Origin of the sequence: Amycolatopsis sp. NBC_01286, from assembly GCF_035982555.1 — a bacterium.
Classification (GTDB): domain Bacteria; phylum Actinomycetota; class Actinomycetes; order Mycobacteriales; family Pseudonocardiaceae; genus Amycolatopsis.
Map to the genome: position 1 here is coordinate 6,283,413 of NZ_CP108428.1, position 25,444 is coordinate 6,308,856.

Consider the following 25,444-nt stretch of genomic DNA (forward strand, 5'->3'; position numbering starts at 1 on the left):
CGACGTCGTCACGGTGGATGCCGGGGGTTGCGGCGGTCATCGAGTGAACCGCGAGAAGGAACCGACGCCATGGCGAACCCGCTGGTAGCTCAGCGCGAAGATTCCACCACGGCCATTTCCGGGGTGCCGCTGCTGGAGTCCGCGAACGATCTCAAACAGGGGATCGAGAGCGGCGACTGGGCCTCGGTCGCGATGGGGGCCGTCGGGGTCGCGCTCGACGCGTTGTCCATGGCCATGGATCCCTTCGGGTCGATCCTCGCCGCGGGGGTCGGGTGGCTGCTGGAACACGTCGGCCCGCTCTCCGCGGCGCTCGACGCCCTGACCGGGGACGCCGACCAGATCAAGGCCCAGTCCCAGACGTGGGCGAACGTCGCGGAGGAGCTCGGGGCCGTCGGCACGGACCTGACCGACATGGTCAAGGCCGACCTGCAGTCGTGGAGCGGGAACGCCTCCGACCAGTATCGCCAGCGGGCCGCCGACACGGTCGACATCCTCACCGCCGCCCAGAAGGGCTGCGAAGGGGCCTCCAGCGGCGTCAAGACGGCCGGTGAGGTCGTCGCCGCTGTCCGGATGCTCGTCCGCGACATCATCGCCGAGCTCGTCGGCCACCTCATCAGCTGGGCGCTGCAGGTGGTGTTCACCCTCGGCATCGGCCTGACCTGGGTCGTGCCGCAGGTCGTGGCCGCGGTCGCCAAGACCGCGTCGAAGATCGCCGACCTGGTCAAGAAGCTCGTCAAGGCGCTCAAGGCCCTCGTGCCGCTGCTCAAGAAGGCCGGGACGCTGTTCGACGACGCCGCCAAGGCGCTGCGCAAGATCAAGCCCGGCAAGGTGGACGCCCCGCGACCCATCAAGGAGAAGCCCGGCGGGAAGAAGGGTGACGGCGGCCCCGACGCCAAGAAGGACAAGCCGCACGACGACGACAGCACCTCCACCTCGAGCGCGGGCCACGGCGACGGCAAGGGCGGCGACGGCCACAAGGGTGGTGACAGCGGCGCGGACAAGGGCGGCCACAAGAACGACAGCGACCAGACGAACCCCAGCGGCGCCGGGAACAGCGGCGGCAAAGGTGGCAAGGGCAACGACACCAGGAAGAAGGACAACCCCGACCGTTCGGCGGCCGACAAGTCGAAGAACTACTGCGGTGACCCGATCGACGTCGCGACGGGCGAGGTCGTGATGACCCAGGTCGACGCCACCCTGCCCGGCGAGGTCGCGGACCTGGAGCTCTCCCGCACGCACCTGTCGTCCTACCGGGCCGGCCGGTGGTTCGGTCCATCGTGGACGTCCACTTGGGACCAGCGGCTGGAGCTCGACGCGAACCGGGTCCGCTTCTACGCCGAAGACGGCATGGTGCTGGAGTACCCCGTCCCGGGCGACGAGCCCGTGCTGCCGGTGCAGGGCCCGCGGCACCGGCTGCGCCGTGTGCCGCAGGGTTTCCGGCTTTCGGTGGGCCGCCGCGAGCTGCATTTCTCCGGCACCGGCGGTGTTCTGCCGGTGACGGCGATCGAGCAGGACGGCGAGCGCACCGAAATCGACTACGCCGCCGACGGTTCACCCACGAGGCTGCGCCGGCCTGGCGGCGTCGAGATCGTGGTCAGCACCGCGCGGGGCCGGATCGTCGCGCTGGGGGCGCCGGGGCAGCCGCCGGTGGTGCGGTTCGCGTACAACCGGCACACCCAGCTGAGCTCGGTGACGGACTTCGCGGGCCGCTCGATGGCGCTCGACCACGACTTCGACCACCGGCTCGTCGGCTGGCAGGACCGGGTCGGCACCTGGTACCGCTACGTCTACGACAACGTCGGCCGCTGCGTCCGCGCGGTGGGCGCGAACGGTTACTACAACGCGGCTTTCGCCTACGAACCCGGCACGAGCCGGCACACCGATGCCCTCGGCCACACTTGGACCTACCGCCTGAACGCGGCCCACCAGCTGATCGAGCGCATCGACCCGCTGGGCAACTCCCGGCGCTACGAGTGGAACCGGCGGGACGAGCTGCTGTCCCAAGTGGACGAACTGGGCCGCGAGACCCGCTACGAGTACGACGACGACGGGCTGGTGTCCCTCCACCGCCCCGGCGCGCCCGCCGTGCGGCTGACCCCGGCCGAAGACGGCGCGGTGTGGCTGCAGGCCGGCGAAGGCGACGACGAGATCGAGCGGCTGGTGGCCGAGTTCGACCCGGCCACCACGCTGCTCGGCAACGGGCTACCGGTGGACGTCCTGGAGCCGCCCGACCCGTTCGAGGACGCGCCCGTGACCGGCCCGGCGGCCCGGCCCGGCGACCGCGACCTGTACGGCCGCCCGCGCCTCGCGCACACGGCGTCCGGCGGGGCCGCGCGGCTCGGCTGGACCGCCGACGGCCGGCGCGCCTGGCGGCTCGACCCGCACGGCGGCCGCGAGACGTGGGTGCACGACGCGGAAGGCAACGTCGTCGAATACCGAGACGCGGCGGGTGCGCCTCGGCGCCGCAAGCACGGCCCGTTCGGCCTGGTGCTGGAGGAGACCGACGCCGCGGGCGCGCGCACGCTGTTCACCTACGACGGGGAGCTGCGGCTCACCTCGGTGACCAACCCGGCCGGCCTCACCTGGCGCTACGTCCGCGACGCCGCCGGCAGGCTCGTCGAAGAGACCGACTTCGACGGCCGCCGGACCACCTACGCCCACGACGCGGCCGGGCAGCTGCGGCGCATGACCACCGGCGCCGGCCAGGTCGTCGAGTACGACTACGACATCGAGGGCAACGTCGTGGAGCGGCGGACCCCCGACGACGTCACGACCTACGTGTACGACGCGCTCGGCCGGCTGGTCGTCGCCGAGAACGCCGAGTCGCGGGTCGAGATCCGCCGTGACGGCGGTGACCGGGTCATCGCCGACACGATCAACGGGCTCGGCGTGTGCTGGCGCGACGAGGGCGACGCCGTCATCCGCCGGACTTCGTCCGGTGTGGACAGTGAGTGGCGCTTCACCGAGTCCGGCCGGCCCCGATCGCTGCGGATCGCCGGCCACGACGTCGAATTCGCCTACGACGCCGCCGGGCGGGAAGCCGTCCGCAGCGTCGACGGCGCCGTGGTGCTCCGGCGGCGGTTCGACGAACAGGACCGGCTCGCCGAGGAGGACGTCGCCGGGGTCGGCCGGCGCACCTACCGCTACCGGCCGGACGGCAGGCTCGCCGGCGTCGACGACACGATCCGGCCGTGGCAGTTCTCCTACGACGCGGCCGGCCGGGTCAGCGAGGCGCACGGGCCGGTGGTGGCGGAACGGTTCACCCGCGACGCCGCGGGCAACATCACCTCGGCGACGACGCCGTCACCGCCGGGCCCGCGCGGTTACGAGCGCAACCGGCTCGCCCGCATCGGGGACATCCACTTCGACGGTGACGAGCAGGGCCGCGTCACCGGCTGGCGCCACGCCGGCCGGGCGTGCGGCTACACGTGGGACCACCTCGACCGGCTGCGTGCCGCGCGCACGCCCGACGGTGCGCTCTGGACCTACCACTACGACCCGATCGGGCGGCGGTTCGCCAAGCGCTGCTGGGTGAGCGGCCCGGACGGGGAGCCCGAGCTCGCCCTGGACGTCCGGTTCCTGTGGAGCGAGCTGAACCTCGTCGAGCAGGTGGAGCACCGCCCGGCGGACGGGTCCCACCGGATCCTCACGTGGGAGCGCTTCGGCGACGATCGCCCCGTCGTGCAGGTCGAGCACGCCGGCGTCGTCGAACAGGCCCGGTTCCGGGTGGTGATCACCTCGCCCGCCGGGACGCCGACCGAACTGCTCGACGAGCGCGGGACGCTGGTCTGGCAGGACCGCAGCAGCTTCTGGGGTGTGCCGCTGACCGGTGCCGACACCGCGGCGATGCCGCTGGCGTTCCCCGGTCAGTGCCGCGACGAGGAGACCGGCCTGCACTACAACGTCTTCCGGTACTACGACCCGCGGACCACGCGCTACCTCAGCCAGGACCCGCTGGGCCTCGCCGCGGCGCCCAACCCGGTCGGCTACGTCGACCAGCCGCTGCTCGACAGCGACCCGCTCGGCCTCGCCCCGCAGCGGTGTTTCAAGGGGCGGGTGAAGGACCGCGCGAAGCGGCTGCGGGACCGGAACAAGAAGAAGCAGGCGGCCCAGCCGGCGACGCGGAAGAGCCCGCGGAAGCCGCCCGTCCGCGTCGACAACATGAGCAAGGAGGAGTTCGAGAAGTTCAAGCCGGAGCTCGACAAGATGCTGAAGGCCGACAAGCACTTCTTCTGGTCCGGCGGTCACCTGGAGCGGGTGCCCGGGCGGAAGAAGCCGGACGAGTACCTCGGGTCGATGGAGGACAAGGCCACCAAGATCGCGAAGCAGCACGGCGGCAACACCCTCGAAGGCACCCTCAAGGACAACAACGTGAAGATGCCCGGGTGGATCAAGGACCCCAAGGACCCGCGGCGGCCGCTGGTCCAGGAGAAGTGGGACTACGTCTCCGAAACCTTCGCCAAGAACTCCGAGGCCGGCAAGACGCACGTCGTCTTCCCCAGTTACCCGGGCAAGGGCCACGACGTCTACCCGTTCCGGCGCTCGGACAACGTGTTCGACGTGACGGAGTACCCGCGGCTCAAGCAGGACGGCAAGGGGGACATCACCAAGTTCCACGACCGGACCGACTACGAGCGCCCGTACCGCGCGCCCAAGTGACAGCGTCCTCTTAGGACGGTGCGTGGCCGGTCAGCCGATGACCCGGCGGATCCAGCTCAGCTGCCGGAAGACGTCGCCGGCACCGGCCATGGTGTCGCGGTCGGAGGTGTCGAAGACCCCGACGAGCGTGCCCGCCGCGGCGCCGGTGCCCATGACCGGGCCGCCGGAGTCGCCGCCCGCCGGGATGCCGGTGACGCTCGTGGTGCAGAAGTCGGTTCCGCCCGGGACGGCGAAGCCGTCGCAGCGCGGGTCGTCGGCGGCCAGGACCCGCAGGAGCGACTGCTTGAGCACGTCCGACTGGCAGCTGTTCTCGTCGCCCTGGCAGGTGGCGCCCCAGCCGTACTGCCGGACGTGCCGCCCCGGCCGCACCGGGCCCGTGGCGGGCAGTTTCGCCGGGGTGACGGCCATCGGCGGCACCTTGATCAGCATCATGTCGGCGTCCGCGCTGCCCTGCCTGCTGCCGGGCACCGGCCGGACCACGGTGCCTTTCCGCTGGTCCAGGTGGCCGACGTGGAACTCGATGCGGGTGTCCGCGATGGCCTCGGCCTGCTCGAAGAAGCAGTGCGACGCGCTGATGATCCATTCGCGCGTGATCGCGGTTCCGGTGCACTCGCCCTTGCCGTCGACGAGCATCCGCACGGCCCACGGCCCGCTGGTGCTGACCGAGCCGCCGATCACCGCCGACGCCGCGGGGGCCGTGGCCAGCGTGGCCGGCGCGACCAGCGCCAGCAGGACGAGCAGACGGCGAAGCCTCATGCGGATGCCCTTTCGTCGGTCGGTGTTCGAGGCGGATCAGGCGTCTGCGAATTCTTCCGGCTGCCGGCCCGATCGGCTCGGCGAGAACCGGTCGATCACCCAGGCGATTGTCGTGGGCCAGTGGCCGGCGTCCGGGTGGCCCGTGAGCCGCTGACGAAGATGCGACGTGTCGTGTTTTGGACGCGGCCGCCCTAGTGACGGATGACGATCACGGCGCGAGCCTGGTGCGATGCACTGGAGATCACGTGTTCTGGTCCTGACCTGCGTCGCCACCCTGGCTGCGGGCACCGCCGGAGCCGCGGACGCGGCCCCCGGCCCGACAGCGGCGCCGGCACCCGCGGCCGTCGAACGGCATTCGGTCACCCTGCTCACCGGGGACGTCGTCCAGGTCGAACGGCAGCCCGGCGGCAAGCAGGCCGCCACCGTCCAGCCCGCGCCGGGCCGGGAGAAGATCCGGTTCCACCAGCAGGAGGTCGACGGCCACCTCAGCGTCTTCCCCGAGGACGTCGCCCCCCGGCTCGGCTCGAAGCAGGTCGATCGGACCCTGTTCGACGTCACCGAGCTGATCGCCGAGGGTTACGCCGACGAGCAGTCGAAGACGCTCCCGCTGATCCTCACCTACCGCAAGGGCGCGGACCTGCGCACCGCCGAGGCGGCCCCGGCGGCCGCCGAGCTGGGCGCGACGCTGACCAGCGTCAACGGCCGTTCCGCGCGGGCCAGCAAGGCCAACGTCACCGCGTTCTGGACGTCGTCGGCGGGCAACGCGATCGAACGGATCTCCCTGGACCGCAAGGTCCGTGCCTCCCTCGACCGGAGCGTCCCGCAGATCGGCGCCCCCGAGGCGTGGGCCGCGGGCTACGACGGCACCGGCACCACGGTCGCGGTGCTCGACACCGGCTACGACCCCACGCACCCCGACCTGGCCGGGCGTGTGAAGGAGGCGGTCAACTTCACGACCAGCCCCGACACCACCGACCACTTCGGCCACGGCACGCACGTCGCCTCGACGATCGCGGGCTCCGGCGCCGCTTCGGGCGGGCGGCTCAAAGGCGCCGCGCCGGGCGCGAAACTGCTCGTCGGCAAGGTGCTCGACGACGACGGCTTCGGCTACGAGTCCTGGGTCCTCGCCGGGATGGAGTGGGCGGCGCACTCCGGGGCCAAGGCGGTCAACATGAGCCTCGGCGGCGGTCCGACCGACGGCACCGACGAGCTCAGCCTCGGTCTCGAGGCGCTGAGCGCGCAGACCGGCACGCTCTTCGTGGTGGCCGGCGGCAACGACGGCGAACTGGGCGCGTACACGATCGGCTCGCCGGGCACCGCCGCGGCGGCGCTGACCGTCGGCGCCGTCGGCCGTGACGAGAGCCTGGCGCCGTTCTCCAGCCGCGGCCCGCGCCTGGGCGACAACGCCGTCAAGCCCGACATCACCGCGCCCGGCGTCGGCATCGTCGCCGCGCGCGCCGCGGGGACCGCCATGGGCGACGTCGTCGACGACCGCTACACCGCCGCGTCCGGCACGTCGATGGCGACGCCGCACGTCGCGGGCGCGGTGGCGATCCTCGCCCAGCAGCACCCGGACTGGACGGGCCGGCAGCTCAAGGACGCGCTGGCCAGCACCTCCCTGACCGCCGGCGGGCTTTCGGTGTTCGAGCAGGGCGGCGGCCGGGTCGACGTCGCCCGCGCGGTGAAGCAGCAGGTCTTCGCCACCGGCACGCTCGACCTCGGCGCCGTCGAGGACGGCCGGGCGCCGGTGGCCAAGCAGGTCACCTACACCAACGTCGGCACCACGCCGGTGTCCCTGAAGCTCGCCCTCGACGCCAAGTCCCTCGCCGGCGTCCCCGCCGCCGACGGGATCCGGCTCGGCAAGTCCACTGTGGACGTTCCGGCCGGTGGCCAGGCGAGCGTCACGATCACCGGCGACCCGGGGAAACTGGCGGCGGGCACCTACAGCGGGCGGCTCACGGCGACCGCGTCCGGCGTGGTCGTGCACACCTCCCTCGGCGCGGACAAGACCGCGCCGAAGCGCAAGGTCAAGCTCACGGCGCTCGACCTGCAGGGCAAGCCGACGGTCGCGCCGTGGCTGCTGGTGTACGGCGAGGACTACCGCTTCGACGTGAACACCTGGCTGGCCGGCGACGGCCTGACGGTCGAGCTCGGCGACGGCGTGTACTACCTGACCGCGCAGGTCAACGGCGTCCAGAGCAGTGACTACGTCTACCAGGTCGTCCAGCCGGAGATCCGGATCACCGGCGACACGACCATCGTGCTGGACGCCCGCAAGGCGGTGAAGGTACAGATCGAGACCCCGAAACCGTCGGAACAGGCCGGGATCTGGAGCTACTACACCTACCGGGAACTCGGCTCGCGCAAGATCGCGAACTACGCCATGCAGTTCGACTACACCCGCGAACTCTGGGTCACGCCGACGCCGAAGGTGACGACCGGGGCCTTCGAGTTCGGCTCCCGCTGGTCGCGGATCGCGCCGCCGTTGACGGCGAACGTCCTGGGCGGCCGTGCTCCGCTCACGACCCGCTACCTCGCCGGATCGCCCAAGCTGGACGGCTGGCGGCTGCTGCAGGCCGTCTCCGCGGGGGCGGGCAAACCGGCGGACTTCACGAAGGCGAACGTGCGCGGGAAGGCCGCGATCGTCGACCCGGACCCGGCGGACTACAACCGCGACGAGGTCTCCCGCGCCGCCGCGGACGCCGGGGCGGCGATCGTCTTCATCGTCGTGCCGGACGGCTGGGGGACCGCCGCGGTGCCGTCGATCAGCGCGGCGCCGTTCCTGCGGATCCCGACCGTCCAGCTCGACCGGGACGAGGGCGTGGCGCTGCTCAGCAAGATCAAGCGCTTCCCGGCTTTCCTGAGCCTGCAGGGGATCGCGGTCAGCCCGTACCTCTACGACGTGGTGCAGACCGAGCGCGACCGGATCCCGGAGAAGCTCGTCCACCGGGTCACCGCGGCGAACACCGCGACCGTCACCACCCACTACCGCCAGACCGGCAGCGGCGGGGAGGCCAAGGAACAGCGGTTCGCGTGGAAGCCCTGGCAGGACTTCGCCGTCAACGAGTACCAGCGGTACGTGACGACGCCGTCGACGCGGGAGGAGTACGTCAGCTCCGGGGACATCCAGTGGCAGCACCGGGTCAAGCACGGCCTGGTGTGGGACGAGATGTCGCCGCTCGACGGCGGCATGACCGCGGCGCCGCGCACCTACACGGGCAAGGAGAACCTGACCGAGGACTGGTTCGCGCCGGTCGTGCGGCCCGCCATCCCGCGGGGCGTGCCCGGCATGGACTCGACCCGCGAGGGCGACAACCTGCGGATCCGGATCCCGGAGTTCGTCGACAGCCAGGCCGGGCACTACGGTTTCAACGAAGGCGACGACCAGGCCGCCCCGGCGACCACGTCGGCGAAACTGTTCCGTGACGGCAAGCTCGTGTCGGAGCAGCCGTACGCGTTCGGTACCTTCCCCGCCGGCGCGGACCCGGCGACCTACCGGCTCGACCTGTCGGTGCGGCGCGATTCACCGGAGTGGCTGTTCGGCACGAGCACGCAGACGTCGTGGACGTTCCGCTCGGCCCGGTCGGCGGCCCCGGCGCTGCTTCCGTTGCTGCAGCTGGACTACGCGGTGGACGCCGACTCCGGCAACCGGCTCCCGGCCGGTCGGAAGGCCAGGATCGGCCTGAGCGCGCGGTTCCAGGACGGGATGGCCGCGCCGGACGTGCGGGCGGTGAAGGCCTGGGCGTCCTACGACGACGGCAGGACCTGGCGCGCCGTCGACGTCAAGCGCACCGGGAAGTCCTACGAGGCCACGATCGACCACCCGTCGCTCGGGGCCACGAACAAGTACGTCGCGTTGCGGGTGCAGGCCACCGACACCGCGGGCGACATCGTCGACCAGACGGTGACGCGGGCGTACGGGCTGCGCTAGCCGGTTTCGCTCAAGGGCTCCGGGTGCCTTCCGCCGGTTCGCGGCAGGAGGTGCCCGGGGCTCGGCTCGTCCAGCCAGCCGAGTTTGCTGGCCTGCCAGGCCAGCTGCATCCGGGTGCGGGCGTTGACCCGGCGCATCAGGTCCTGCAGGCGCCGCTGGACGGTCCGGTAGCTGACGTCGAGCTGCGTCGCGATCGACTTGTCGCTGACGCCGCCGATGAGCAGGGACAGCAGCCGCCGCTCGTCGGGGTCGAGGTGGCTCGTGGGCGCGGTGTCGCCGATCCGCAGCGGCGACGCGCGTTCCCAGTAGACCTCGAACAACGCGACCAGCGCGGACAGCAGGCTGCTCTCCCGGACGAGCGCGGCGGTCGGCTCGCCCGTGCTGTCGTGGCTGACCAGCGGGCACAGCGCCACCGAACGGTCGGAGATGGCCAGGCGCACCGGGAGTTTCGAGATCGAGCGGGCGACTTCGCCACCTTCGATCCCCTCCAGGACGTTGACGATCCGGCCGGGTTCCTCGAGCAGGCCGGTCTCGTAGATCACGCGGTAGCGCACGCCGCGGGCCTGCGCGAGCGCCTCCTCGACGTTCTCCGACGCCGCCATCGCGACGTTGCCCTCCAGGCAGAACCACAGCGACTCTTCGCGGGCCCCGCGCTGGATGGCGAGGGCCTGCCGCCGGATCGCGTCCACCCCGGTGACGACCTCGACGAGCTGCGCGGAGTCACGCCGCCGCGCGCTGCCGCGGTACTCCTCGGCGAGCTGGGACACCGCGGCCCTGGCGGCCTCCAGCTTCTCCTGGCCGTGCACCAGCAGCGGGCCGAGCGAGACGTCCGGCGGCGCGGACACGTAGTGCTCGTCGGTCCTGTTGACGAGCCCCTTCGCCAGCAGGACCTCCAGGATCGGATCCACGTCGTCGCGGCCCACGCCGGCCTTGTCCGCGATCTCGTCGGGCGCGGTCCGGTAGCCGCCGACGATCGCGCGGTAGACCCGTTCTTCATCGGGGGTCATGCCCAGTGCTTCCAGCACAATGCCTCCTGGCCACGTGGCCGGCGGGTGTCCCATCGGCGCTGACGGCTTGTCGACAACGTACAACGCGGGCGCAAACGGGTGAACGGGTCACACCGCTTCGTGATCTTGCCGGTCGTCCCGCAGCGCCGACTCCGCTTGCCCGGCCAGCCAGCCGGCCGCCTGCTCCAGGCCCCAGCCGAAGCTCCACATGGTGCGCCACGACTCGAACCCGAAGTAGAACCACAGGATCTGCCCGACGCGGGTCCGGTCCAGCCCCGCGCGCAGGCCGCCGATCTCGACGAGACGTCCCGCGGCGACGTCGAGACGCGCCCGGGTGGCGCGCACCGCCAGGTCGGCCGCGGCGGCGACGTCCCGGTCGGCCGTGCGGTTGTCCAGCAGGATCGCGAGGATCCGCTGCCGGCGCCGTTGCACCCAGCCGGTGCCCTCGGCCACCAGCCGCACCACCGCGCGGACGTCGGCGCACCCGGTGACCGCCCGCGCCGCTTCGACGGCTTCCTCGTCGCGGGCGCCGTCCTCGGTCAGCGCGGTCACCAGGGCCGGCTTGCCGCCCACGCTGGTGTAGACGGTGTTCACCGCCACCCCGGCGGCCTCCGCGACGGCGGCGACGCTCGTGCGGGCGTACCCCCGCTCGGCGAACAACGCGGCGGCCGCGTCGAGGATCGTCCGGCGGGTGTCCTGGGCGTGCCGCTCCCGCACCGACGACCGGTAGTCACGTGCAGCCATGGGCCGATGCTACCTCCCTACATTGAGAGTATGATCGTTACTATGAATATGGGGAGACTCCAGTCAACTGAACCGGTGCGTGACGACGTCGTGGTCGTCGGAGCGGGGCCGGTGGGCCTGTGGACGGCGGCGGAGCTGGGCCTGGGCGGCGTGCCGGCCGTGGTCCTCGAGCGGGCCGCCGGGCGCAGCCCGCACTCCAAGGCGCTGGGCGTGCACCCGCGCACCCTGGAGGTGCTGGCGACGCGCGGGCTGGCCGAGCGGTTCCTGGCCGAGGGGACACCCATCCCGCGGTGGCACTTCGGCATGCTGGACACCCCGATCGACCTCTCCGTGCTCGACACGCCCTACCCGTTCATGCTCGCCCTGCCCCAGCGCCGCACCGAGGAGCTGCTCGAAGAGCACGTGCTCGCGGCGGGGGCGCGGATCCTGCGCGGCCACCGCGTCACGGACCTGACGCAGGACGAGGACGGCGTCCGGCTGGAAGTGTCCGGACCGGACGGTCCGTACACGCGCCTCGCGCACTACGTCGTCGGAGCCGACGGCGTCGGCAGCGTGGTGCGCACCGCGGCCGGGATCGCCTTCCCCGGGACCGAAACGACGTTCTACAGCTACCTCGGCGAGGTCCGGGTGACGTCGGAACCGGTGCGCAGCGCCCACAACGAGCACGGCGCGCTGCTGTCGGTGCCCCTGCGCGACGGCCGCTACCGGATCTCCGGGGTGGACAAGGTGACCGGCCACGAAGCCGGCCCGTTGACCCTGGAAGCCCTGCGCGAGGCCACGATCCGCGTCGCCGGGAGCGATTTCGGGATGCACGACCCCAGCTGGCTCACCCGGTTCGGCGATGCCGCGAAGCTGGCGGAACGCTACCGCCACGGCCGGGTGCTGCTCGCCGGCGACGCGGCGCACCGGCACCTGCCGGCCGGGGGAGTGGGCCTCAACGTCGGCGTCCAGGACGCGATGAACCTCGGCTGGCGCCTGGCGGCGGTCGCCCGGGGCGACGCGGACCCGGCGCTGCTGGACGCCTACCACGACGAGCGTCACCCGGTCGGGGAACAGCTGGTCCAGCACACCCAGGGCCAGTCGGCGCTCATCACCGCCACCACCCCGGACGGGATGGCCCTGCGGGCGGTGCTGAGCGGGCTCATCGCCGAGGTGCCCGAGCTTTCGCTGGCGCTGGCCCGCAAACTGTCCGCCCTGGACGTCGCCTACCCGGCCGGCGGCCACCCGCTGACCGGCACACGCGTGCCGGTCGCACAGCCGTGGCCGGTGCTCCTGGTCGACGCGGCCGCACCGATCCCGGCGGCCACCGCGGCCGCGGTGAAGCGGGGAATCGACGTCGTCGCGGCGCCACTCCCGTGGACCACTGCGGCGGCGGTGCTCGTGCGTCCCGACGGGCACGTCTGGTGGGCCGCGGACGAGGTGGACGACGAGCGGATCGCCGCGGCACTGGCCGACGTCGGCGTCCGCTGGCCTGAACGCTCCGCTTCGGCCTAGGCGTTGCGCCGCTTCGGGTTGTCCCGCGGTGTCGTCTTCGTCGGTGTCTTCGGCGGTGCCAGGAGGCTAGGCATGAGGGCCACCGTCTCGGCGAACGCGTCGTTGTCGCCGAGGACTCGGGCGAGCACCAGCGAGCCTTCGATGCGCAGGAAGACGTCTCGGGCGGCACGCATGGCGTCGTCCGGGCGGCGGCCCGCGCGTTGTGCGGCTTCGGCCATCGCGTCGATCCACGTCTTGGCCAGCGCCCGGGCGTGGTCGCGCAGCCGCTCCGGGGTGCCGGCCAAGGTCATCGTGTCGAGGACGCACGACAACGCGCCCGCCCCGTAGAACTGGCCGAGTCGTTGCGCGGTCTCCGTGATGCCCTCGGTGACGTCCGGGTCCTCGCGCATCGGCGCCAGTATCCAGAGGAACCGTTTGCCCACCTCGGTGAGCACGGCGTCCGCCATCCCTTCCTTGCCGTCGGGGAAGCGGTGGTAGAGGCTCGCCCGCTGGAGGCCGGTGGCCGCCGAGAGGTCGCCGATCGCCGTGCCTTCGACGCCCTTCTCGCGGAACACCTTGACGAGCAGGTCGATCAGGTCGGCTTCGGTGATGGAGGGGGGGCGGGCCATACCGGCTAGTTTACCGAACTTTCGGTAAACTAGCCGGAGGGTGCTACTTCTTGAGCCTGCGGCTCCCGGCGTGCCAGTCCTCGGTCTTGCCCGTCTCCTCCGTCGTGACGCCGAACGACGGCAGCTGCGGGCGCTCGCGCAGGCTGCGCTTGAGCTCGGCGAAGCCGGGGAACCGGGCGAGGCCGACGACGTGGTCCCACAGCGCCGCGGCCTGGTCCTCGTCGGGCAGCCGGCTGATCACCGGCCCGAAGAAGGCGACACCCCCGGGCGGTTCGAAGTGGACGATCGGCGTACCGACGTCCTTGCCCGTCAAGGACAGTGCCTCGTCGGACTCGGCTTGGATCTCGGCGTCGCGGGTCGTGTCGTCGAGGGCGTCGGCGAGCGACGTCGGCAGGCCGGCTTCGGCGAGCGCGTCGGCGGCGAGGCCGGGGGTGCCTTGCCAGCCGGGGGTCTTGCCTTCGTCGGGGCCGGCTTCGAGGATGCGCGCGCCGAAGGCCGCGTAGAGCGGGCCGATCGCCTCACGGCCGTGCTTCTCGCGGGCCGCCGACGCGACGCGCAGCAGCCGCAGGCCCGCGGTGTGCTGGGCGTCGTACTCCGGGGGGAAGTGGGTGTCGTAGTCGAGGTGCGAGTTGATCAGGCGCAGGGAGATGAACCGCCAGTCGACGGTGTAGTCGCGCTGCGCCTGGACGATCCGGATCCACTTGCTCGTCATCCACGCGAACGGGCAGATGGGGTCGAAGTAGAAGTTGATGTCAGCGTTCTTCGCCGGATTCATGGTCACGATCCTAAGGTCGGTCTTCGGGTGGACGGCTGCTCAGTAGACGAAGCTCGGCCAGCCGCTGACGTAGTTGATGAAGCGCTCGCTCAGCCCGCCGGTGCGCAGATACTGTGCCGTCACGGGAAGCTGCGCGCTGTCGTACCGCGGGTTCGCTTTCACCTGCCGGGGGAAGTCCCGCTGGAGGATGCCGGCCCGGCCGATCAGCACGAAGTCGCAGCCTTCGTCCAGCAGCTGCCCGGCGCGCTGGGCGCTCATGATCTTGCCCGCTGTCCCCACGCGCACGCTCTTCCGGGGAAGACCGGTGAAGATACCGAGCATGGACTGTCCGCGCAACGCCCCCTCCTGGACGAGCTGCGCGGAATCCCACAGGGCCAGGTCGAGGTAGTCGATCAGCTCGCGGTCGAGCACCTCGGCGGTGATGTCCCGCAGTTCTTCCAGGCGCAGCCCGTACCGCTCGACCGACAAGCGCCAGCCGATCTGGAACTCGGGGCCGCACGCCCGGCGGATTCCCTCGATCACCTCGATGGTGAGGCGCGCCCGGTTCTCGGTGCTGCCGCCGTACTTGTCGGTGCGGTCGTTGAGCAGCGGGGACATGAACTCGGACAGGATCCACCCGAACGCGCCGTGGACGGCGACGCCGTCGAACCCGGCCCGTTCCGCCCGCACGGCGGCGGCGACGAAGCTGTCGCGGATGCGCTCGACTTCGTCCGTCGTCAGCGCTTTGACACCCGGCACCGTGGAGTCGGAGGCCGGAGCCGGGAGCCCGCCCAGTTCGGGGCGAGCGCGATGGCCGGCGTGGTGCAACTGCACCGCGGACAGGCCACCGCCCCGCCGGATCGAGGTGGCCATCTCGGTCAGGCCGGGCAGGTGGGCGTCGCTGTGGACACCCAGCTGCCGCTCGAACGCGATGCCGCCGGCCTCGACGGTGGCGGCGCACGTCTGGATCAAGGCGTAGTCGCTCCGGGCGAGCTGCCTGATCCACTCCTGGTCGAAGGGGGACGCGGAACCGTCGTGCTCGCTCTGCTGGTTGGTGAGCGGTGCCAGCATGAAGCGATTGCGCATCGCCGGGCCGTGGGCGAGGGTGAGCGGTTCGAACAGATCCGAAACTGACATGACGATCTCCTGCTGACGATGATTTCGGGCGAGTGACGGCGCTACTGGCCGGAGACGGGGTTCCGCGCCGGGAACGCGTGGTTCCGGGCGAGGAGCACGGCGAGCGCGGTCGGTACGAGGAGCACGACGGCCGCGATGATGAGCGACTCGGGGCCGAAACCGGCGAGCAGCGCGCCGCCGACCAGGCCGCCCAGTCCGATGCCCAGGTTCCAGGTGGTCACCATCGACGACTGGGCTGCGTCGGCGTGCTTGCCCGCGGCCCTCATCAGCGCCGACTGCAGCAAGGTGGCCGCTCCGCCGAACGCGAGTCCCCACGCCGCGACCGCGGCGTAGTCGACGGCGGGGCTGGAGGCGGCCACGGCGAGCACGCCCGCGGCTACGGCGAAGAGTGCGGTGCTGACGACGACCAGCCGGCGGTGGTGCCGGTCGATGAGCACGCCGGTGAGCCAGATGCTGACGATCGAGGCGATGCCGAAGTCGAGCAGGACCCACTGCACCTGGTCCTGCAGTCCGGCTTCGGAGAGGATCGGCGCGATGTAGGTATAGAGGATGGTGTGCGCGAGTACGAACGCGCCCGTCACGGCGAGGACGGTGCGAATGCCGTGCAGCCGCAGGATGCGACGCAGCGGAACCCGATCCTCGGCCTTTTGCCCGGCGAAGTTGGGAAGGCTCCACACGGTCCAGATGATCAGCAGCCCGGTCAGGGCCGTGACGACGCCGAACGTGAGCTGCCACCCGACCGCCTTGCCGAGGTACGCCCCCACGGGAACGCCGAGGGAAAGGGCCACGGGCGTACCGGCCATGGCGAACGCCATCGCCCGCCCCTTGAGCCCGGGGCCGACCAGCCGGGATGCGTACCCGCCGAGAAGGCTCCAGACGATGCCGGAGGAAGCGCCCGCGATGAATCGCGCGCCCATGGTGACGGGGAAGCTGAGGGAAATCGCGGTCACGAGGTTGGCGACCACGAATCCGGCCAGCGCCGCCAGGAGCAGATGACGTCTCGGCCACGAGGCGGTGGCCAGGGTGACGGGAATCGCCGTCAGCAGGGTGCCGACCGCGTAGATCGTGACCGTCTGACCGCCGACGGATTCCGAGACTTCCAGCGCCTGGCTCATCTGCGGCAACACACCGGCCGGCAGCGCCTCGGTGAGGGTGGTGATCAGTCCGGCGACGAAGAGCGCGATCAAGGGGAGCAGGGGCAGCCGTTCCGCGGGCGCGGTTGTCGGAACGTGCGTTGGTGAGGTGGTCACGAGTGTCCTTTGTGGTCAGAGCCGTTGAAGGTGTTGCCCTGGGCTCGAATCGGGCCTCCGTGTTCGGAGACTCGGCTAGACTCCAACCTTGACATCGATGTGAAGGCTAGTGGCTTTCCGGGAGTTGTGATGAGGATCAAAGCGCTGTCCGAGCGGACCGGCGTTTCCGCGCGGTTGCTGCGTTATTACGAAGAGCAGGGTCTTATCGATCCTCTGCGCCAGCAAAACGGTTACCGCGACTACGACGAGGCTCAGGTCGAGCGGGTCCGACAGATTCGTAGCCTGCTGGATGCCGGGCTGACAACCGAGATCATCAGGGCCGTGCTGCCCTGCCTGGCCGAGGCGGCGGATTCCCGTTATCCCGCACCGGACTTCGTCAGTCGGATCCGGCAGGAACGCAGCCGCATGGCTGAACGGCTCGCAATCCTGTCGAAGAACCTGCAGGCGATGGACGCCTACCTGGACGCGCTCGTCAAGGAGTAACACGCCGGTGTCCACTGTGCACAGTCCGAGGTGGACGCTTCGGTTCCGGTGTTCGGTGGTCCGGTCATGGTCCTCTCCGGTATGGACGATGGCACACTTGTTACCGAACGTACGGTAAAAAACTCCTGCGGGCAGCGTGACGAGTGCCACTTTTGAATATTACCGAACGTACGGTAAAAATGAAGCCGTTCACCTCATCCGATCCCGAGGAGCACGTTCCATGAGCAGCAAGACCGCGGTCGTGGTGCTGTCCGACCCGTCGACCGGCACCGACGAAGCACTGGGCCGGGTGTTCGACGCCCTCGCCACGGCGTGGGAGTTCGCGCAGGGTGGGGAGGCCCTGGTGCTGTTCCAGGGCACCGGCACCCGCTGGCCGGCCGTGCTGGCCGACCCGGCCCACCCCGCGCACGAGCTCTACACGGCGGTGAAGAAGCAGGTGGCCACGGTGGCCTCCTCCGGCTGCACGACCGTTTTCGGCGCGACCGCGGGCATCGAGGCCGAGGAGATCAAGCAGATCGGCCAGAACCAGGCCCCCGGCACCCCCGGCGTCGCGAGCATCCGGGAACTGGTCGAGTCCGGCTACCAGGTCCTGACCTTCTGACGCCGTGACCTCATCGACCGGCTCGCCGTCCACCCGGCGAGCCGGCGGCGAGGTCCGGCGGGATTCCCGACGCCGGGCGGCCGCCCGGCGCAGCGACAATCCGAAGTGGACGGTGACGATGAACCCCAGCGCGCACCCGGCGACCCGCGCCGCGCGAGCGGGCACCCACACCCCGCCCGGCGCGGCCCCGCCCCTGGTGCCGGCGCTGCACCAGAGCACCGTGCACGCCTACCCGGACCTCGCGTCGCTGCACCGGGTCCTCGACGACGAGGAGCGCGGGCAGGTCTACTACCGGTTCGGGCACTACAACGGCCAGGTGCTCGAAGAGGCCGTCGCGGACCTCGAAGGCGCGGCCGACGCGGTCTCCGCCGCGTCCGGCATGGCCGCGCTCACCGGGACGGTGCTCGCCCTCGTCGAGGCCGGCGGCCACGTCGTCGCCGACCGCAACGCCTACGGCGGCACCCGCAGCCTGCTCGAGGTCGACCTGCCCCGGCTCGGCATCACCACGACCCTCGTCGACGCCGCCGACCCCGGCGACGTCGAACGGGCGCTGACCCCGCGGACCGGGCTCCTGCTCGTGGAGGCGCTGACCAACCCGACCATGCGGGTGCCCGACCTGCCCGCCCTCGCCGCGCTCGCCGCCGCGGCCGGTGCCACCTTCGTCGTCGACTCGACGTTCGCCACGCCCGCCCTGATCCGGCCGCTCGACCACGGCGCCGACCTGGTGTGGCACAGCATCCCCAAGTACCTCGGCGGCCACTCCGCCGCGATGGGCGGCATCGTCGCCGGCGACGCCGGCCTCGTCGCGCGGATCCGCCGGTCGATCGTCCACGTCGGCGCCACGCTGGGCCCGTTCGACGCGTGGCTGGCCCTGCTCGGGCTGAAGACCCTCCCGCTGCGGATGCGGGCGCACACCCGCGGCGCGACGGCCGTCGCGGAGTTCCTCGCCACGCACCCGGCGGTCACGCGCGTGCACCACCCGGCGCACCCCGGCCACCCGCACGCCGCCACCGCGGCCCGGCTCTACCCGGGCGGAACGGGCGGCATGCTGTCCTTCGAGCTCGCCGGCGGCCGCCGCGCCGTCGACGAGCTCATCCGCCGCCTCGGGCCGGCGATCCCGCTGTCGCCCAGCCTGGCCGACGTCGCGACGACACTCGTCCACCCCGCCACGACCACGCACCGGTCGCTGGCCCCGGAGGACCTGGCGGTTCTCGGGATCACCGACGGGCTGGTCCGCCTCTCGGTCGGCATCGAAGAGCCGGCCGACCTCGTCGCCGAGCTGGGCGCGGCGCTCTAGAGCCGGTCGGCGAGCTTCCGCGCCAGTGCGGTGTAGACGTCGGTGCGGTGCTCGCGCAGGTACAGTGTCGCGGTCCGGTTCTGGCCGTGGCTCCGCTTGCCGGTCATGACCAGGGCGTCGCCGTCGGCGGCGGCCAGTGGGCAGTGGATCGCGCCCTCGCCGATCCCGGGCAGGGTGGTCGCGGGGCCGCGGCAGTCCCGCTTGCTGTTTTCGACCGCCCTGGCGGGTGTGTAGGACCGGGACGACGCGATGATCCACATGTCGAGCACCCAGGGCGTCCGGTACTTGCCTTCGTAGCGGCACTGGAACTCGGTGCCGGGTACGTGGGTCGGGTCCGGCGGCTGCTCGGCCGCGACGATGTCCTCGCTGGTGCCGATCAGCTCCTGCACTTCGCCGGGGCCGAGGAACGGGCACGCGGCCGTCACCTTCGCGGGCGACACCAGCGGCGTGAACGGCGGCGCCACCGGGGTCGTGGTGGCCGGCGGGGTCGTGGCCGGGCGCGCGGTCGTGGCGGTCGTCGCCGGCGCGGACGTCACGGCGGCGGTCTTCGGGGCCGAGCACGCGGCCGGGCCGGCCAGGACCAGTACGGCCGCGAGAGCGACCCCGAATCTCCCCATACCGCCAATCTAGCCCGAAATCGGTCGGAGGCGAGGGCCGGCGCATCGGTCACGACCGCGGAAACCGTCGAATGGGAAGTGGCGGATCCCGCCGAGGTGCCGGATTCGTCGGTGGCGCACCCACAGTCCGTCCCGCGGCCGGGCGACCGTGCTGATCCCGGGCCCTCGGTCCGGCTCGTGATTGACTGGCACGCATGGCCCTGCTCCCGCGTCCGTTCGCCCGGGTCCGCCGATGACCGCCGAGTCGCCCGCGGCCACCCGGCCGCGCAACCGCAAGCAGCTCATCGTCGAAGCGGCGGGCCGGGTGTTCAGCGAGCGCGGCTACCACGCCGCGTCCATGGAGGAGATCGCCACCACGGTGGGCATCACCGCGGCCGCGCTGTACCGGCACTTCCCGAACAAGTACGCGTTGTTCGCCGAGTGCGCGAACGTCATGGTGGACCGGCTCGTCGCCGCGGTCGACGAGGTGCCGCCCGACGCGGCCTTGGCGGACCTGCTCGCGGCCGTCACCCGGGTCACCGTCGCCCATCGCGCGGCGGGCGGGCTGTACCGGTGGGAGGCGCGCTACCTCGACCGCGACGACCGCCGGGTCCTGAGGGCGAAGTTCGCGCACGTCGTCGCGCGGGTGACCCGGGTGGTGCGGCGTGAGCACCCGCTGCCGGACGAGCACCTGCGGGCCGCGGCGGCCCTCGGCGCGATCGCGTCGGTCACGATGCACCGCACCTCGATCGCTCCGCGCCGGGCCGAGGACCTGCTGCTGGCGGCCGCTTTGCGCGTCGCCGCGACCAATCCCGCGGCGGCCGTCGGGAGCGCGCGCGCCGTCGAGCTGCCGGTCCTGCCCGTGCCGCGCACCCGGCGTGCGGAGATCCTCGCCGCCGCCGTCCCGCTGTTCGAACGGGACGGCTTCGCCACCGTCACGAACGGCCGGATCGCCGAGGCCGCGGGCCTGGTCCCGTCGACGATCTACCGCCACTTCCCCGCCAAGGCCGACATCCTGGCCGCGGCCTGCCTGCAGGCGGCGGGCCTGCTGGCCCAAGCGGTGGAACAGAACCTGCACGGGGTGGCCGGCCCGCACGACGCCGTCGTCGCACTGGCGGCGACGTACGTGGCCTACAGCTTCGAGCACACCGCGCTCACCAGCGTCGCCGACGCCGAGGTCGCCGGCCTGCCGGCCGCCCTGCAACGCCCGCTGGCCGTCGCGCAGCGCGAGCACATCGCCGTCTGGGAGCAGCAACTGCGGCTGGCCCGCCCGGACCTCGATCCGCGCCAGGCCCGGGCGCTGGTGCACGCGGGCTTCGGCGTGGTGGTCGAGGCCGGCCGGCGGCTGCGGTGGCAGGACGGCCCGGACCACCGCGCCGCCGTCACCGCGTTGGTCGTCGGGGCGCTGGGACTCCCGGCGCGCCGGTCAGGCGCCGGGCCGGTTCGCGGTGGGGATCACGATGGTGGTGCTCGTCGGTGACGTCCCGTTGTTGAGGAACAGCATCGCCAGCGCCCGCACGAACTGGTCGAACATGTAGAAGCCGACGGGCAGCACGGGCAACAGCCCCTCCCGGAACGCGATGTAGGTGGGCCACCCGGTCCGGACGAGGGTGGCCGCCGCGTAGTCGCGGGGCAGGGAGAGCCAGTCGCCGATCTTGTCGTTGAGCACGTAGCGCACGAACTCGTTCAGGAATCCGCGTGTCACACCCAAATCGACCTGCGCGGTCAGGCCGAGGAGGTCCTTGGCCAGTTCCTTGCCCTCGGTCGTCGGGGCGAGGATCGGCGTGAGCGCGTACGCCGACTGCGCGTTCGCGTCGGCCCACGTCTTGGGGATGAACTCGTCGCGCACGCCGAGCAGGTGGATGGCGACCTGCCACATGTGCAGGAAGGCCTCCTCCTCCGCGGCCGTCATCGGCACCTTCCACTCGACCAGCTTCCGGTGCACGAAGGTGCCCAGGCTGTGGAAGGTGACCAGGATGTCGCCGTTGCTGATCGGGATCGGCGTGTCCGTGGCCGCCTGCCAGTGCGCCGACCGCGGCAGCAGGTGGCGCACCGCGGCGTGCACCAGCCGCGTCTTGTTGGCGGTGACCACGAACTGGCCGGTGGGCTCGTAGGCGGTCAGCTCGCTCAGGTCGTAGCCGAACGTGAACGTCTTGGCCGCGCGGTCCTTCATGTTGGCGCCGCCCGCGGACCAGTAGACCGACTCGGCCTCCCGCGGGATGACCGTGCTCATGATGCCGCTGCCGAGGCCGTACAGCATGAACAGGTAGGTGTCCTTGCGCCGGTTGAAGTCGGCGGCGAGCCGGAGCTTGGCGCGGTCGGCCCAGGCGGGCAGGTTCGCGGCCTGCTGGAGGTGCGCGGCGAGGGCGGCCGGCAGGCTGCTGGGCACCGGGTCGTTGTTGTTCGCCCACGACGCCAGCGCGGCGTTGACCGCCGGGACCTGGCCGTTGTCGAGCAGCACCGCCACCAGACCGTCGACCGGGTCGTCCCAGACCTGCCACGGGTCGGCTCCCGAGCCGGTGCCGGCCATCGACCCCGTCGACGACCAGGCCCACGCGGGGGCGGCCGTGCTCGCCACACCCGCGAGCCCGAGCGCCGCACCGAGGGACAAGACACTCCTTCTGCTGAGATTGCTCATTTACATACCTGCTTCCTTGGAGGCTGTTACGTGCATCTCTGCTGTCTGGCCTGGACTTGGTGCCACGACGTCGTGTTCGAGCTTGTGTGCGGGTGCGATTCCTCGTTAACATATCGAAGCGGGGTGCCGGTCAGCAAGGCCGTCGCCGGCCGGAACCGGTTCGCAGGCGTCGAAGGAGTTCGTGTGACCACAGTCAGCCCGGCCGAGCGGTCGCTCTACGACCAGGACCACGAGCTCCTGCGGGACACGGTCCGCGCGTTCGTCGACAAGCACGCCGCGCCCCACGCCGAGCGGTGGCGGGCGGCGGGCAAGGTCGACCGCGAGCTCTTCCGGGAGGCCGCCCGCGCCGGGATCCTCGGCTTTTCCATCCCCGAGGAGTACGGCGGGGGCGGGATCACCGACTACCGCTTCAACGCCGTGATCGGCGAGGAGTTCTCGCGTAACCCGGTGTCGGACGGGCTCGCCTGCGTGGCGCTGTCCAACGACATCGTCGTGCCCTACTTCACCGACCTGACGAACGACGAGCAGAAAGCCCGCTGGCTGCCCGGCATCGCCGCCGGCGAGCTGGTCGTCGCGGTCGCGATGACCGAGCCCGGCACCGGCAGCGACCTGGCCGGGATCAGCACCACCGCCGTCCGCGACGGCGACGACTACGTGGTCGACGGCAGCAAGGTCTTCATCTCCAACGGTCAGAACGCCGACCTCGTCGTCACCGCCGTCCGGACCGGCCCGGACCGCCACGGCGGGCTCAGCCTGCTGGTCGTCGAGGCCGATCGGGCCGGCTTTTCCCGCGGTCGCAACCTGGAGAAGATCGGCCTGCACGCCCAGGACACCAGCGAGCTGTTCTTCCAGGGCGTCCGGGTGCCGGCCGCCAACCTGCTCGGCGCGGAGGGGTCGGGCTTCGCCGGCCTGATGCGCAACCTGCCCCAGGAGCGGATCTCGATCGCCGCCAACGCCGTGGCGTCGTCGGAGGGCGTGCTGGAGCGCACCCTGGACTACGTCAAGCAGCGCACGGCGTTCGGCAAGCCGATCGGCTCGTTCCAGAACACGCGCTTCGAACTGGCGGAAATGGTCACCGCCGTGCGGGTGAGCCGCAGCTACATCGACGACCTGCTGGCCCGGCACTCCCGCGGCGAACTGTCCTCAGTGGACGCCGCGGCGGCGAAGTTCTGGACCACGGAACAGTACGTCGACATCGTCGGGCGGTGCCTGCAGCTGCACGGCGGTTACGGCTACATGCTCGAATACCGCATCGCGCACGACTACCTCGACTCACGCGTCTCCACCATCTACGGCGGCACCACGGAGATCATGAAGGAGATCGTCGGCCGCGACCTGGGCTTGTGACTCTCGCTTCGGCGGGGATGCTAAGACTCGCGGCGAGCGAAGAGAACCGCGCCCGGCTTCTCGTCCGGGTGCAGCAGAAACTGGGCCTCGATCCCGAAACCGGCCTCGCGCAGCCAGGTCGCCACCTGCTCCGGCCGCCGGAGGTGCTCGGTTTCCGACGGTGACCCATCGCCGACGTGAAATCCGAGTTGCAGCGGCCCGCCGGGCCGCAGCACCCGGTGGAAGTGCCCGAACACGACCGGCACCTCGTCGTCGGGGATGTGGATCAACGACCACCAGGCGATCAGGCCGGCCACCGAGGCGTCGGGCAGGGCCAGGTTCGTCATCGACCCCACTTCGAACCGCAGGCCGGGATGGTCGCGCCGGGCCACGTCGATCATCCCGGGGGAGAGGTCGATGCCGAACGCGTCGACGCCGAGTCCGTGCAGGTGAGCGGTGACATACCCGGGCCCACAGCCGACATCCGCCACCGGCCCGCCGCCGGCGGCCCGCACGTTGCCGGCGAACAGCGCGAGAGCTGTCCGCAGGTACGGCTGTTCGATCAAGAGGTCGCGCACTTGATCGGCGTAGCTGACGGCGATGGTGTCGTAGGAGGTCCGGACGTCGCCCAGCCAGTCGTCTGTGCCCATGATCCGCACGGTAGCCCACGATCCGGCTCCGGCGACCGGATCGGCGAGCACACTGCCGGCGAACTCGCGCCGGACCCGGCCTCGGCGACGTGATCAGCGACCAGGAGATCGACGGCTTCCTTCCGAATGGCTACCGGGCCTGGTCGGCGCCGAGCGGGGTGCGCGACACCGAAGGCCTGTCGGCGGCCGCGCACCGCTGGTTCGGCACCAAGGCGGAGTCGGGCACCGGCCTTTGTGGCCACGACGTCCGGGCGCGCTGACCCGGCGGGGGAAACCCGGGCCACGGCCGGAGAACCGGCCCGGCTGTGGCGAATCCGACTCGGACTAAGCCGAACCGCGGGGCCGGGCGTGGTGGCTTCATGAAACCGAGAACAAAAGTCTTCGCTGTCATCACCTTCCTACTGTCCGTGGTCTTCACCGGTGCCACGCCGGCGTCGGCCGCCACGGTGCAGACCGTCGAAGTCGCCGCGCCGGTGGCCAGCGGCCTTCCGCCCTACGTCGCCTTCATCAGGCCCGTCACCGCGCAGCGGCTCGCTTCCAGCTGGCACGAGGGCTGCCCCGTCGGTCCCGATCAGCTGCGGCTGATGAGCTTGCGGTTCTTCGGCTTCGACGGTGCGGTGCACCAGGGTGAACTGGTCGTCAACGCCGATCGCGCCGTCGAAGTCGCCTACGCCTTCGGCGACCTGTACGCCGCCCGGTTCCCGATCGAGCGGATGGAGACCGTGGAGAAGTACGGCTCCGACGACGACGCGTCGATGGCGGCGAACAACACCTCGGCGTTCAACTGCCGGGCGATCACCGGCGGCACCGCGTGGTCCAACCACTCCTACGGGCGCGCCATCGACGTCAACACCGTGCAGAACCCCTACATCTCCGGCAGTGGCGCGATCTACCCGCCCAACGGCGCGCCCTACGCCGACCGCACGCTCAACGCGCCGGGCATGATCCACGCGGGCGACACCACCGAGCGAGCGTTCAGCACCCGCGGCTGGACCTGGGGCGGCTCCTGGGACACCCCGATCGACTACCAGCACTTCGAGAAGCCCTGACCCCGTAAGGAAAACCGAAGGAACGGACCACGCCCAGGACCGCCGCCGGCCGGATCGGCGGCGGCCCTGGGCGGGTCGTCGTGGCCTCGCGACACTAGGGTGTTTCCCTTGGCGAGAGGGGAAACAGGGCGATGACCGACGAAGCGGACGAGTGGTACGCGGTGCGCTGCGTCTTCCGGTGGACCGAGCCCGACGACCGGCCGTACGAGGAGCGGATCACGCTGTGGCGCGCGGCCGATCTCGACGCCGCCATCGCGCGCGCCGAGGCGGAAGCCCGGGAGTACGCCGGGAACACCGGTGTCACCTACCTCGGGCTCGCCCAGGCGTACGAGACCGGGGAGAAGGACCTCACCGAGGGCATCGAGGTGTTCTCGTTGCTGCGCAACAGCTCCTTGCCGCCGGAAGCGTACCTGGACCGGCACTTCGACACCGGCGGGGAACACCAGGGCGCGCGCTGACCGGCC

The 25,444-nt window shown here is 71.5% G+C and carries 21 protein-coding genes; 11 read left to right on the forward strand and 10 right to left on the reverse strand.

The genetic code is table 11. The annotated features are described in order from the left end of the window. Positions 1-69: 69 nt before the first annotated feature. Positions 70-4,659 carry a DUF6531 domain-containing protein gene (locus OG570_RS29700; RefSeq protein ID WP_326952431.1) on the forward strand — a complete coding sequence of 1,530 codons (4,590 nt, stop codon included), beginning with the start codon at positions 70-72 and terminating at the stop codon, positions 4,657-4,659. 30 nt (positions 4,660-4,689) lie between these two features. Here OG570_RS29700 and OG570_RS29705 read toward each other — a convergent pair whose 3' ends face one another. Beyond that, positions 4,690-5,415, reverse strand: coding sequence for a S1 family peptidase (locus tag OG570_RS29705; RefSeq protein ID WP_326952432.1), 726 nt, complete (start codon positions 5,413-5,415; stop codon positions 4,690-4,692). 229 nt (positions 5,416-5,644) lie between these two features. On the opposite strand from OG570_RS29705, the gene OG570_RS29710 reads away from it, so the two are divergent. Next, positions 5,645-9,346: a S8 family serine peptidase gene (locus OG570_RS29710; protein ID WP_326952433.1), complete on the forward strand. Its 3,702-nt coding sequence runs from the start codon at positions 5,645-5,647 to the stop codon at positions 9,344-9,346. Here OG570_RS29710 and OG570_RS29715 read toward each other — a convergent pair. Both OG570_RS29715 and OG570_RS29720 read right to left on the reverse strand, forming a co-directional pair. Beyond that, complete coding sequence (locus OG570_RS29715) at positions 9,343-10,407, reverse strand: helix-turn-helix domain-containing protein (protein WP_326952434.1); 1,065 nt, start codon at positions 10,405-10,407, stop codon at positions 9,343-9,345. The two genes, OG570_RS29710 and OG570_RS29715, sit on opposite strands and share 4 nt — an antisense overlap. A gap of 54 nt (positions 10,408-10,461) precedes the next feature. After that, positions 10,462-11,097 carry a TetR/AcrR family transcriptional regulator gene (locus OG570_RS29720; RefSeq protein WP_326952435.1) on the reverse strand — a complete coding sequence of 212 codons (636 nt, stop codon included), beginning with the start codon at positions 11,095-11,097 and terminating at the stop codon, positions 10,462-10,464. Positions 11,098-11,172: 75 nt separating this feature from the next. On the opposite strand from OG570_RS29720, the gene OG570_RS29725 reads away from it, so the two are divergent. After that, on the forward strand, positions 11,173-12,591 hold the full coding sequence (locus tag OG570_RS29725) for an FAD-dependent monooxygenase (protein ID WP_326950706.1): 1,419 nt from the start codon (positions 11,173-11,175) through the stop codon (positions 12,589-12,591). On the opposite strand, the gene OG570_RS29730 is transcribed toward OG570_RS29725, so the two are convergent. The 4 genes from OG570_RS29730 to OG570_RS29745 are packed head-to-tail and all read right to left on the reverse strand — an operon-like array spanning position 12,588 to position 16,340. Next, positions 12,588-13,199: a TetR/AcrR family transcriptional regulator gene (locus OG570_RS29730; protein ID WP_326952436.1), complete on the reverse strand. Its 612-nt coding sequence runs from the start codon at positions 13,197-13,199 to the stop codon at positions 12,588-12,590. The genes OG570_RS29725 and OG570_RS29730 overlap by 4 nt on opposite strands. A gap of 43 nt (positions 13,200-13,242) precedes the next feature. After that, entirely contained in the window at positions 13,243-13,974 is a 732-nt protein-coding gene (locus tag OG570_RS29735; protein ID WP_326950704.1) for a mycothiol-dependent nitroreductase Rv2466c family protein, read from the reverse strand. A gap of 39 nt (positions 13,975-14,013) precedes the next feature. Continuing rightward, positions 14,014-15,090, reverse strand: a complete 1,077-nt coding sequence (locus OG570_RS29740) for an NADH:flavin oxidoreductase (RefSeq protein WP_326952437.1) — start codon at positions 15,088-15,090, stop codon at positions 14,014-14,016. A gap of 41 nt (positions 15,091-15,131) precedes the next feature. Next, positions 15,132-16,340 (reverse strand): MFS transporter, encoded by a 1,209-nt coding sequence (locus OG570_RS29745; protein WP_326952438.1) that lies wholly within the window; start codon positions 16,338-16,340, stop codon positions 15,132-15,134. A gap of 129 nt (positions 16,341-16,469) precedes the next feature. On the opposite strand from OG570_RS29745, the gene OG570_RS29750 reads away from it, so the two are divergent. The 3 genes from OG570_RS29750 to OG570_RS29760 all read left to right on the forward strand — a co-directional run bounded on the left by OG570_RS29750 (position 16,470) and on the right by OG570_RS29760 (position 18,721). After that, entirely contained in the window at positions 16,470-16,823 is a 354-nt protein-coding gene (locus OG570_RS29750) for a MerR family transcriptional regulator (protein ID WP_326950701.1), read from the forward strand. Positions 16,824-17,043: 220 nt separating this feature from the next. After that, positions 17,044-17,424: a hypothetical protein gene (locus OG570_RS29755; RefSeq protein WP_247053000.1), complete on the forward strand. Its 381-nt coding sequence runs from the start codon at positions 17,044-17,046 to the stop codon at positions 17,422-17,424. 4 nt (positions 17,425-17,428) lie between these two features. Further along, positions 17,429-18,721, forward strand: coding sequence for a trans-sulfuration enzyme family protein (locus tag OG570_RS29760; RefSeq protein ID WP_326952439.1), 1,293 nt, complete (start codon positions 17,429-17,431; stop codon positions 18,719-18,721). Here OG570_RS29760 and OG570_RS29765 read toward each other — a convergent pair. Further along, a complete protein-coding gene (locus OG570_RS29765) occupies positions 18,718-19,338 on the reverse strand; it encodes a hypothetical protein (protein ID WP_326952440.1) in 621 nt (206 codons plus the stop codon). The two genes, OG570_RS29760 and OG570_RS29765, sit on opposite strands and share 4 nt — an antisense overlap. 232 nt (positions 19,339-19,570) lie before the next feature. Between OG570_RS29765 and OG570_RS29770 the strand changes: the two genes are divergently transcribed. Next, positions 19,571-20,797 (forward strand): TetR/AcrR family transcriptional regulator, encoded by a 1,227-nt coding sequence (locus OG570_RS29770; RefSeq protein ID WP_326952441.1) that lies wholly within the window; start codon positions 19,571-19,573, stop codon positions 20,795-20,797. On the opposite strand, the gene OG570_RS29775 is transcribed toward OG570_RS29770, so the two are convergent. Further along, on the reverse strand, positions 20,744-21,955 hold the full coding sequence (locus tag OG570_RS29775) for an oxygenase MpaB family protein (protein WP_326952442.1): 1,212 nt from the start codon (positions 21,953-21,955) through the stop codon (positions 20,744-20,746). The genes OG570_RS29770 and OG570_RS29775 overlap by 54 nt on opposite strands. A 183-nt stretch (positions 21,956-22,138) precedes the next feature. Between OG570_RS29775 and OG570_RS29780 the strand changes: the two genes are divergently transcribed. Beyond that, complete coding sequence (locus tag OG570_RS29780; protein WP_326952443.1) at positions 22,139-23,302, forward strand: acyl-CoA dehydrogenase family protein; 1,164 nt, start codon at positions 22,139-22,141, stop codon at positions 23,300-23,302. 20 nt (positions 23,303-23,322) lie between these two features. On the opposite strand, the gene OG570_RS29785 is transcribed toward OG570_RS29780, so the two are convergent. Next, entirely contained in the window at positions 23,323-23,931 is a 609-nt protein-coding gene (locus OG570_RS29785; protein WP_326960202.1) for a class I SAM-dependent DNA methyltransferase, read from the reverse strand. Positions 23,932-24,020: 89 nt separating this feature from the next. Here OG570_RS29785 and OG570_RS29790 point away from each other — a divergent pair, with 89 nt between their 5' ends. The 3 genes from OG570_RS29790 (at position 24,021) to OG570_RS29800 (ending at position 25,438) form a co-directional block, all read left to right on the forward strand. Further along, positions 24,021-24,191, forward strand: a complete 171-nt coding sequence (locus tag OG570_RS29790; protein ID WP_326952444.1) for a hypothetical protein — start codon at positions 24,021-24,023, stop codon at positions 24,189-24,191. Between the two features lie 99 nt (positions 24,192-24,290). After that, positions 24,291-24,980, forward strand: coding sequence for a M15 family metallopeptidase (locus OG570_RS29795; protein WP_326952445.1), 690 nt, complete (start codon positions 24,291-24,293; stop codon positions 24,978-24,980). Positions 24,981-25,111: 131 nt separating this feature from the next. Continuing rightward, positions 25,112-25,438 carry a hypothetical protein gene (locus OG570_RS29800; RefSeq protein WP_326952446.1) on the forward strand — a complete coding sequence of 109 codons (327 nt, stop codon included), beginning with the start codon at positions 25,112-25,114 and terminating at the stop codon, positions 25,436-25,438. Positions 25,439-25,444 lie beyond the last annotated feature (6 nt).

Bases quoted from the DNA above. Each gene is read 5' to 3' on its own strand.
- OG570_RS29700 (WP_326952431.1), top strand. From the start codon at position 70: ATGGCGAACCCGCTGGTAGCTCAGCGCGAAGATTCCACCACGGCCATT.
- OG570_RS29705 (WP_326952432.1), bottom strand. From the start codon at position 5,415: ATGAGGCTTCGCCGTCTGCTCGTCCTGCTGGCGCTGGTCGCGCCGGCC.
- OG570_RS29710 (WP_326952433.1), top strand. From the start codon at position 5,645: ATGCACTGGAGATCACGTGTTCTGGTCCTGACCTGCGTCGCCACCCTG.
- OG570_RS29715 (WP_326952434.1), bottom strand. From the start codon at position 10,407: ATGGGACACCCGCCGGCCACGTGGCCAGGAGGCATTGTGCTGGAAGCA.
- OG570_RS29720 (WP_326952435.1), bottom strand. From the start codon at position 11,097: ATGGCTGCACGTGACTACCGGTCGTCGGTGCGGGAGCGGCACGCCCAG.
- OG570_RS29730 (WP_326952436.1), bottom strand. From the start codon at position 13,199: ATGGCCCGCCCCCCCTCCATCACCGAAGCCGACCTGATCGACCTGCTC.
- OG570_RS29735 (WP_326950704.1), bottom strand. From the start codon at position 13,974: ATGAATCCGGCGAAGAACGCTGACATCAACTTCTACTTCGACCCCATC.
- OG570_RS29740 (WP_326952437.1), bottom strand. From the start codon at position 15,090: ATGTCAGTTTCGGATCTGTTCGAACCGCTCACCCTCGCCCACGGCCCG.
- OG570_RS29750 (WP_326950701.1), top strand. From the start codon at position 16,470: ATGAGGATCAAAGCGCTGTCCGAGCGGACCGGCGTTTCCGCGCGGTTG.
- OG570_RS29755 (WP_247053000.1), top strand. From the start codon at position 17,044: ATGAGCAGCAAGACCGCGGTCGTGGTGCTGTCCGACCCGTCGACCGGC.
- OG570_RS29765 (WP_326952440.1), bottom strand. From the start codon at position 19,338: ATGGGGAGATTCGGGGTCGCTCTCGCGGCCGTACTGGTCCTGGCCGGC.
- OG570_RS29770 (WP_326952441.1), top strand. From the start codon at position 19,571: ATGACCGCCGAGTCGCCCGCGGCCACCCGGCCGCGCAACCGCAAGCAG.
- OG570_RS29775 (WP_326952442.1), bottom strand. From the start codon at position 21,955: ATGAGCAATCTCAGCAGAAGGAGTGTCTTGTCCCTCGGTGCGGCGCTC.
- OG570_RS29785 (WP_326960202.1), bottom strand. From the start codon at position 23,931: ATGGGCACAGACGACTGGCTGGGCGACGTCCGGACCTCCTACGACACC.
- OG570_RS29795 (WP_326952445.1), top strand. From the start codon at position 24,291: ATGAAACCGAGAACAAAAGTCTTCGCTGTCATCACCTTCCTACTGTCC.
- OG570_RS29800 (WP_326952446.1), top strand. From the start codon at position 25,112: ATGACCGACGAAGCGGACGAGTGGTACGCGGTGCGCTGCGTCTTCCGG.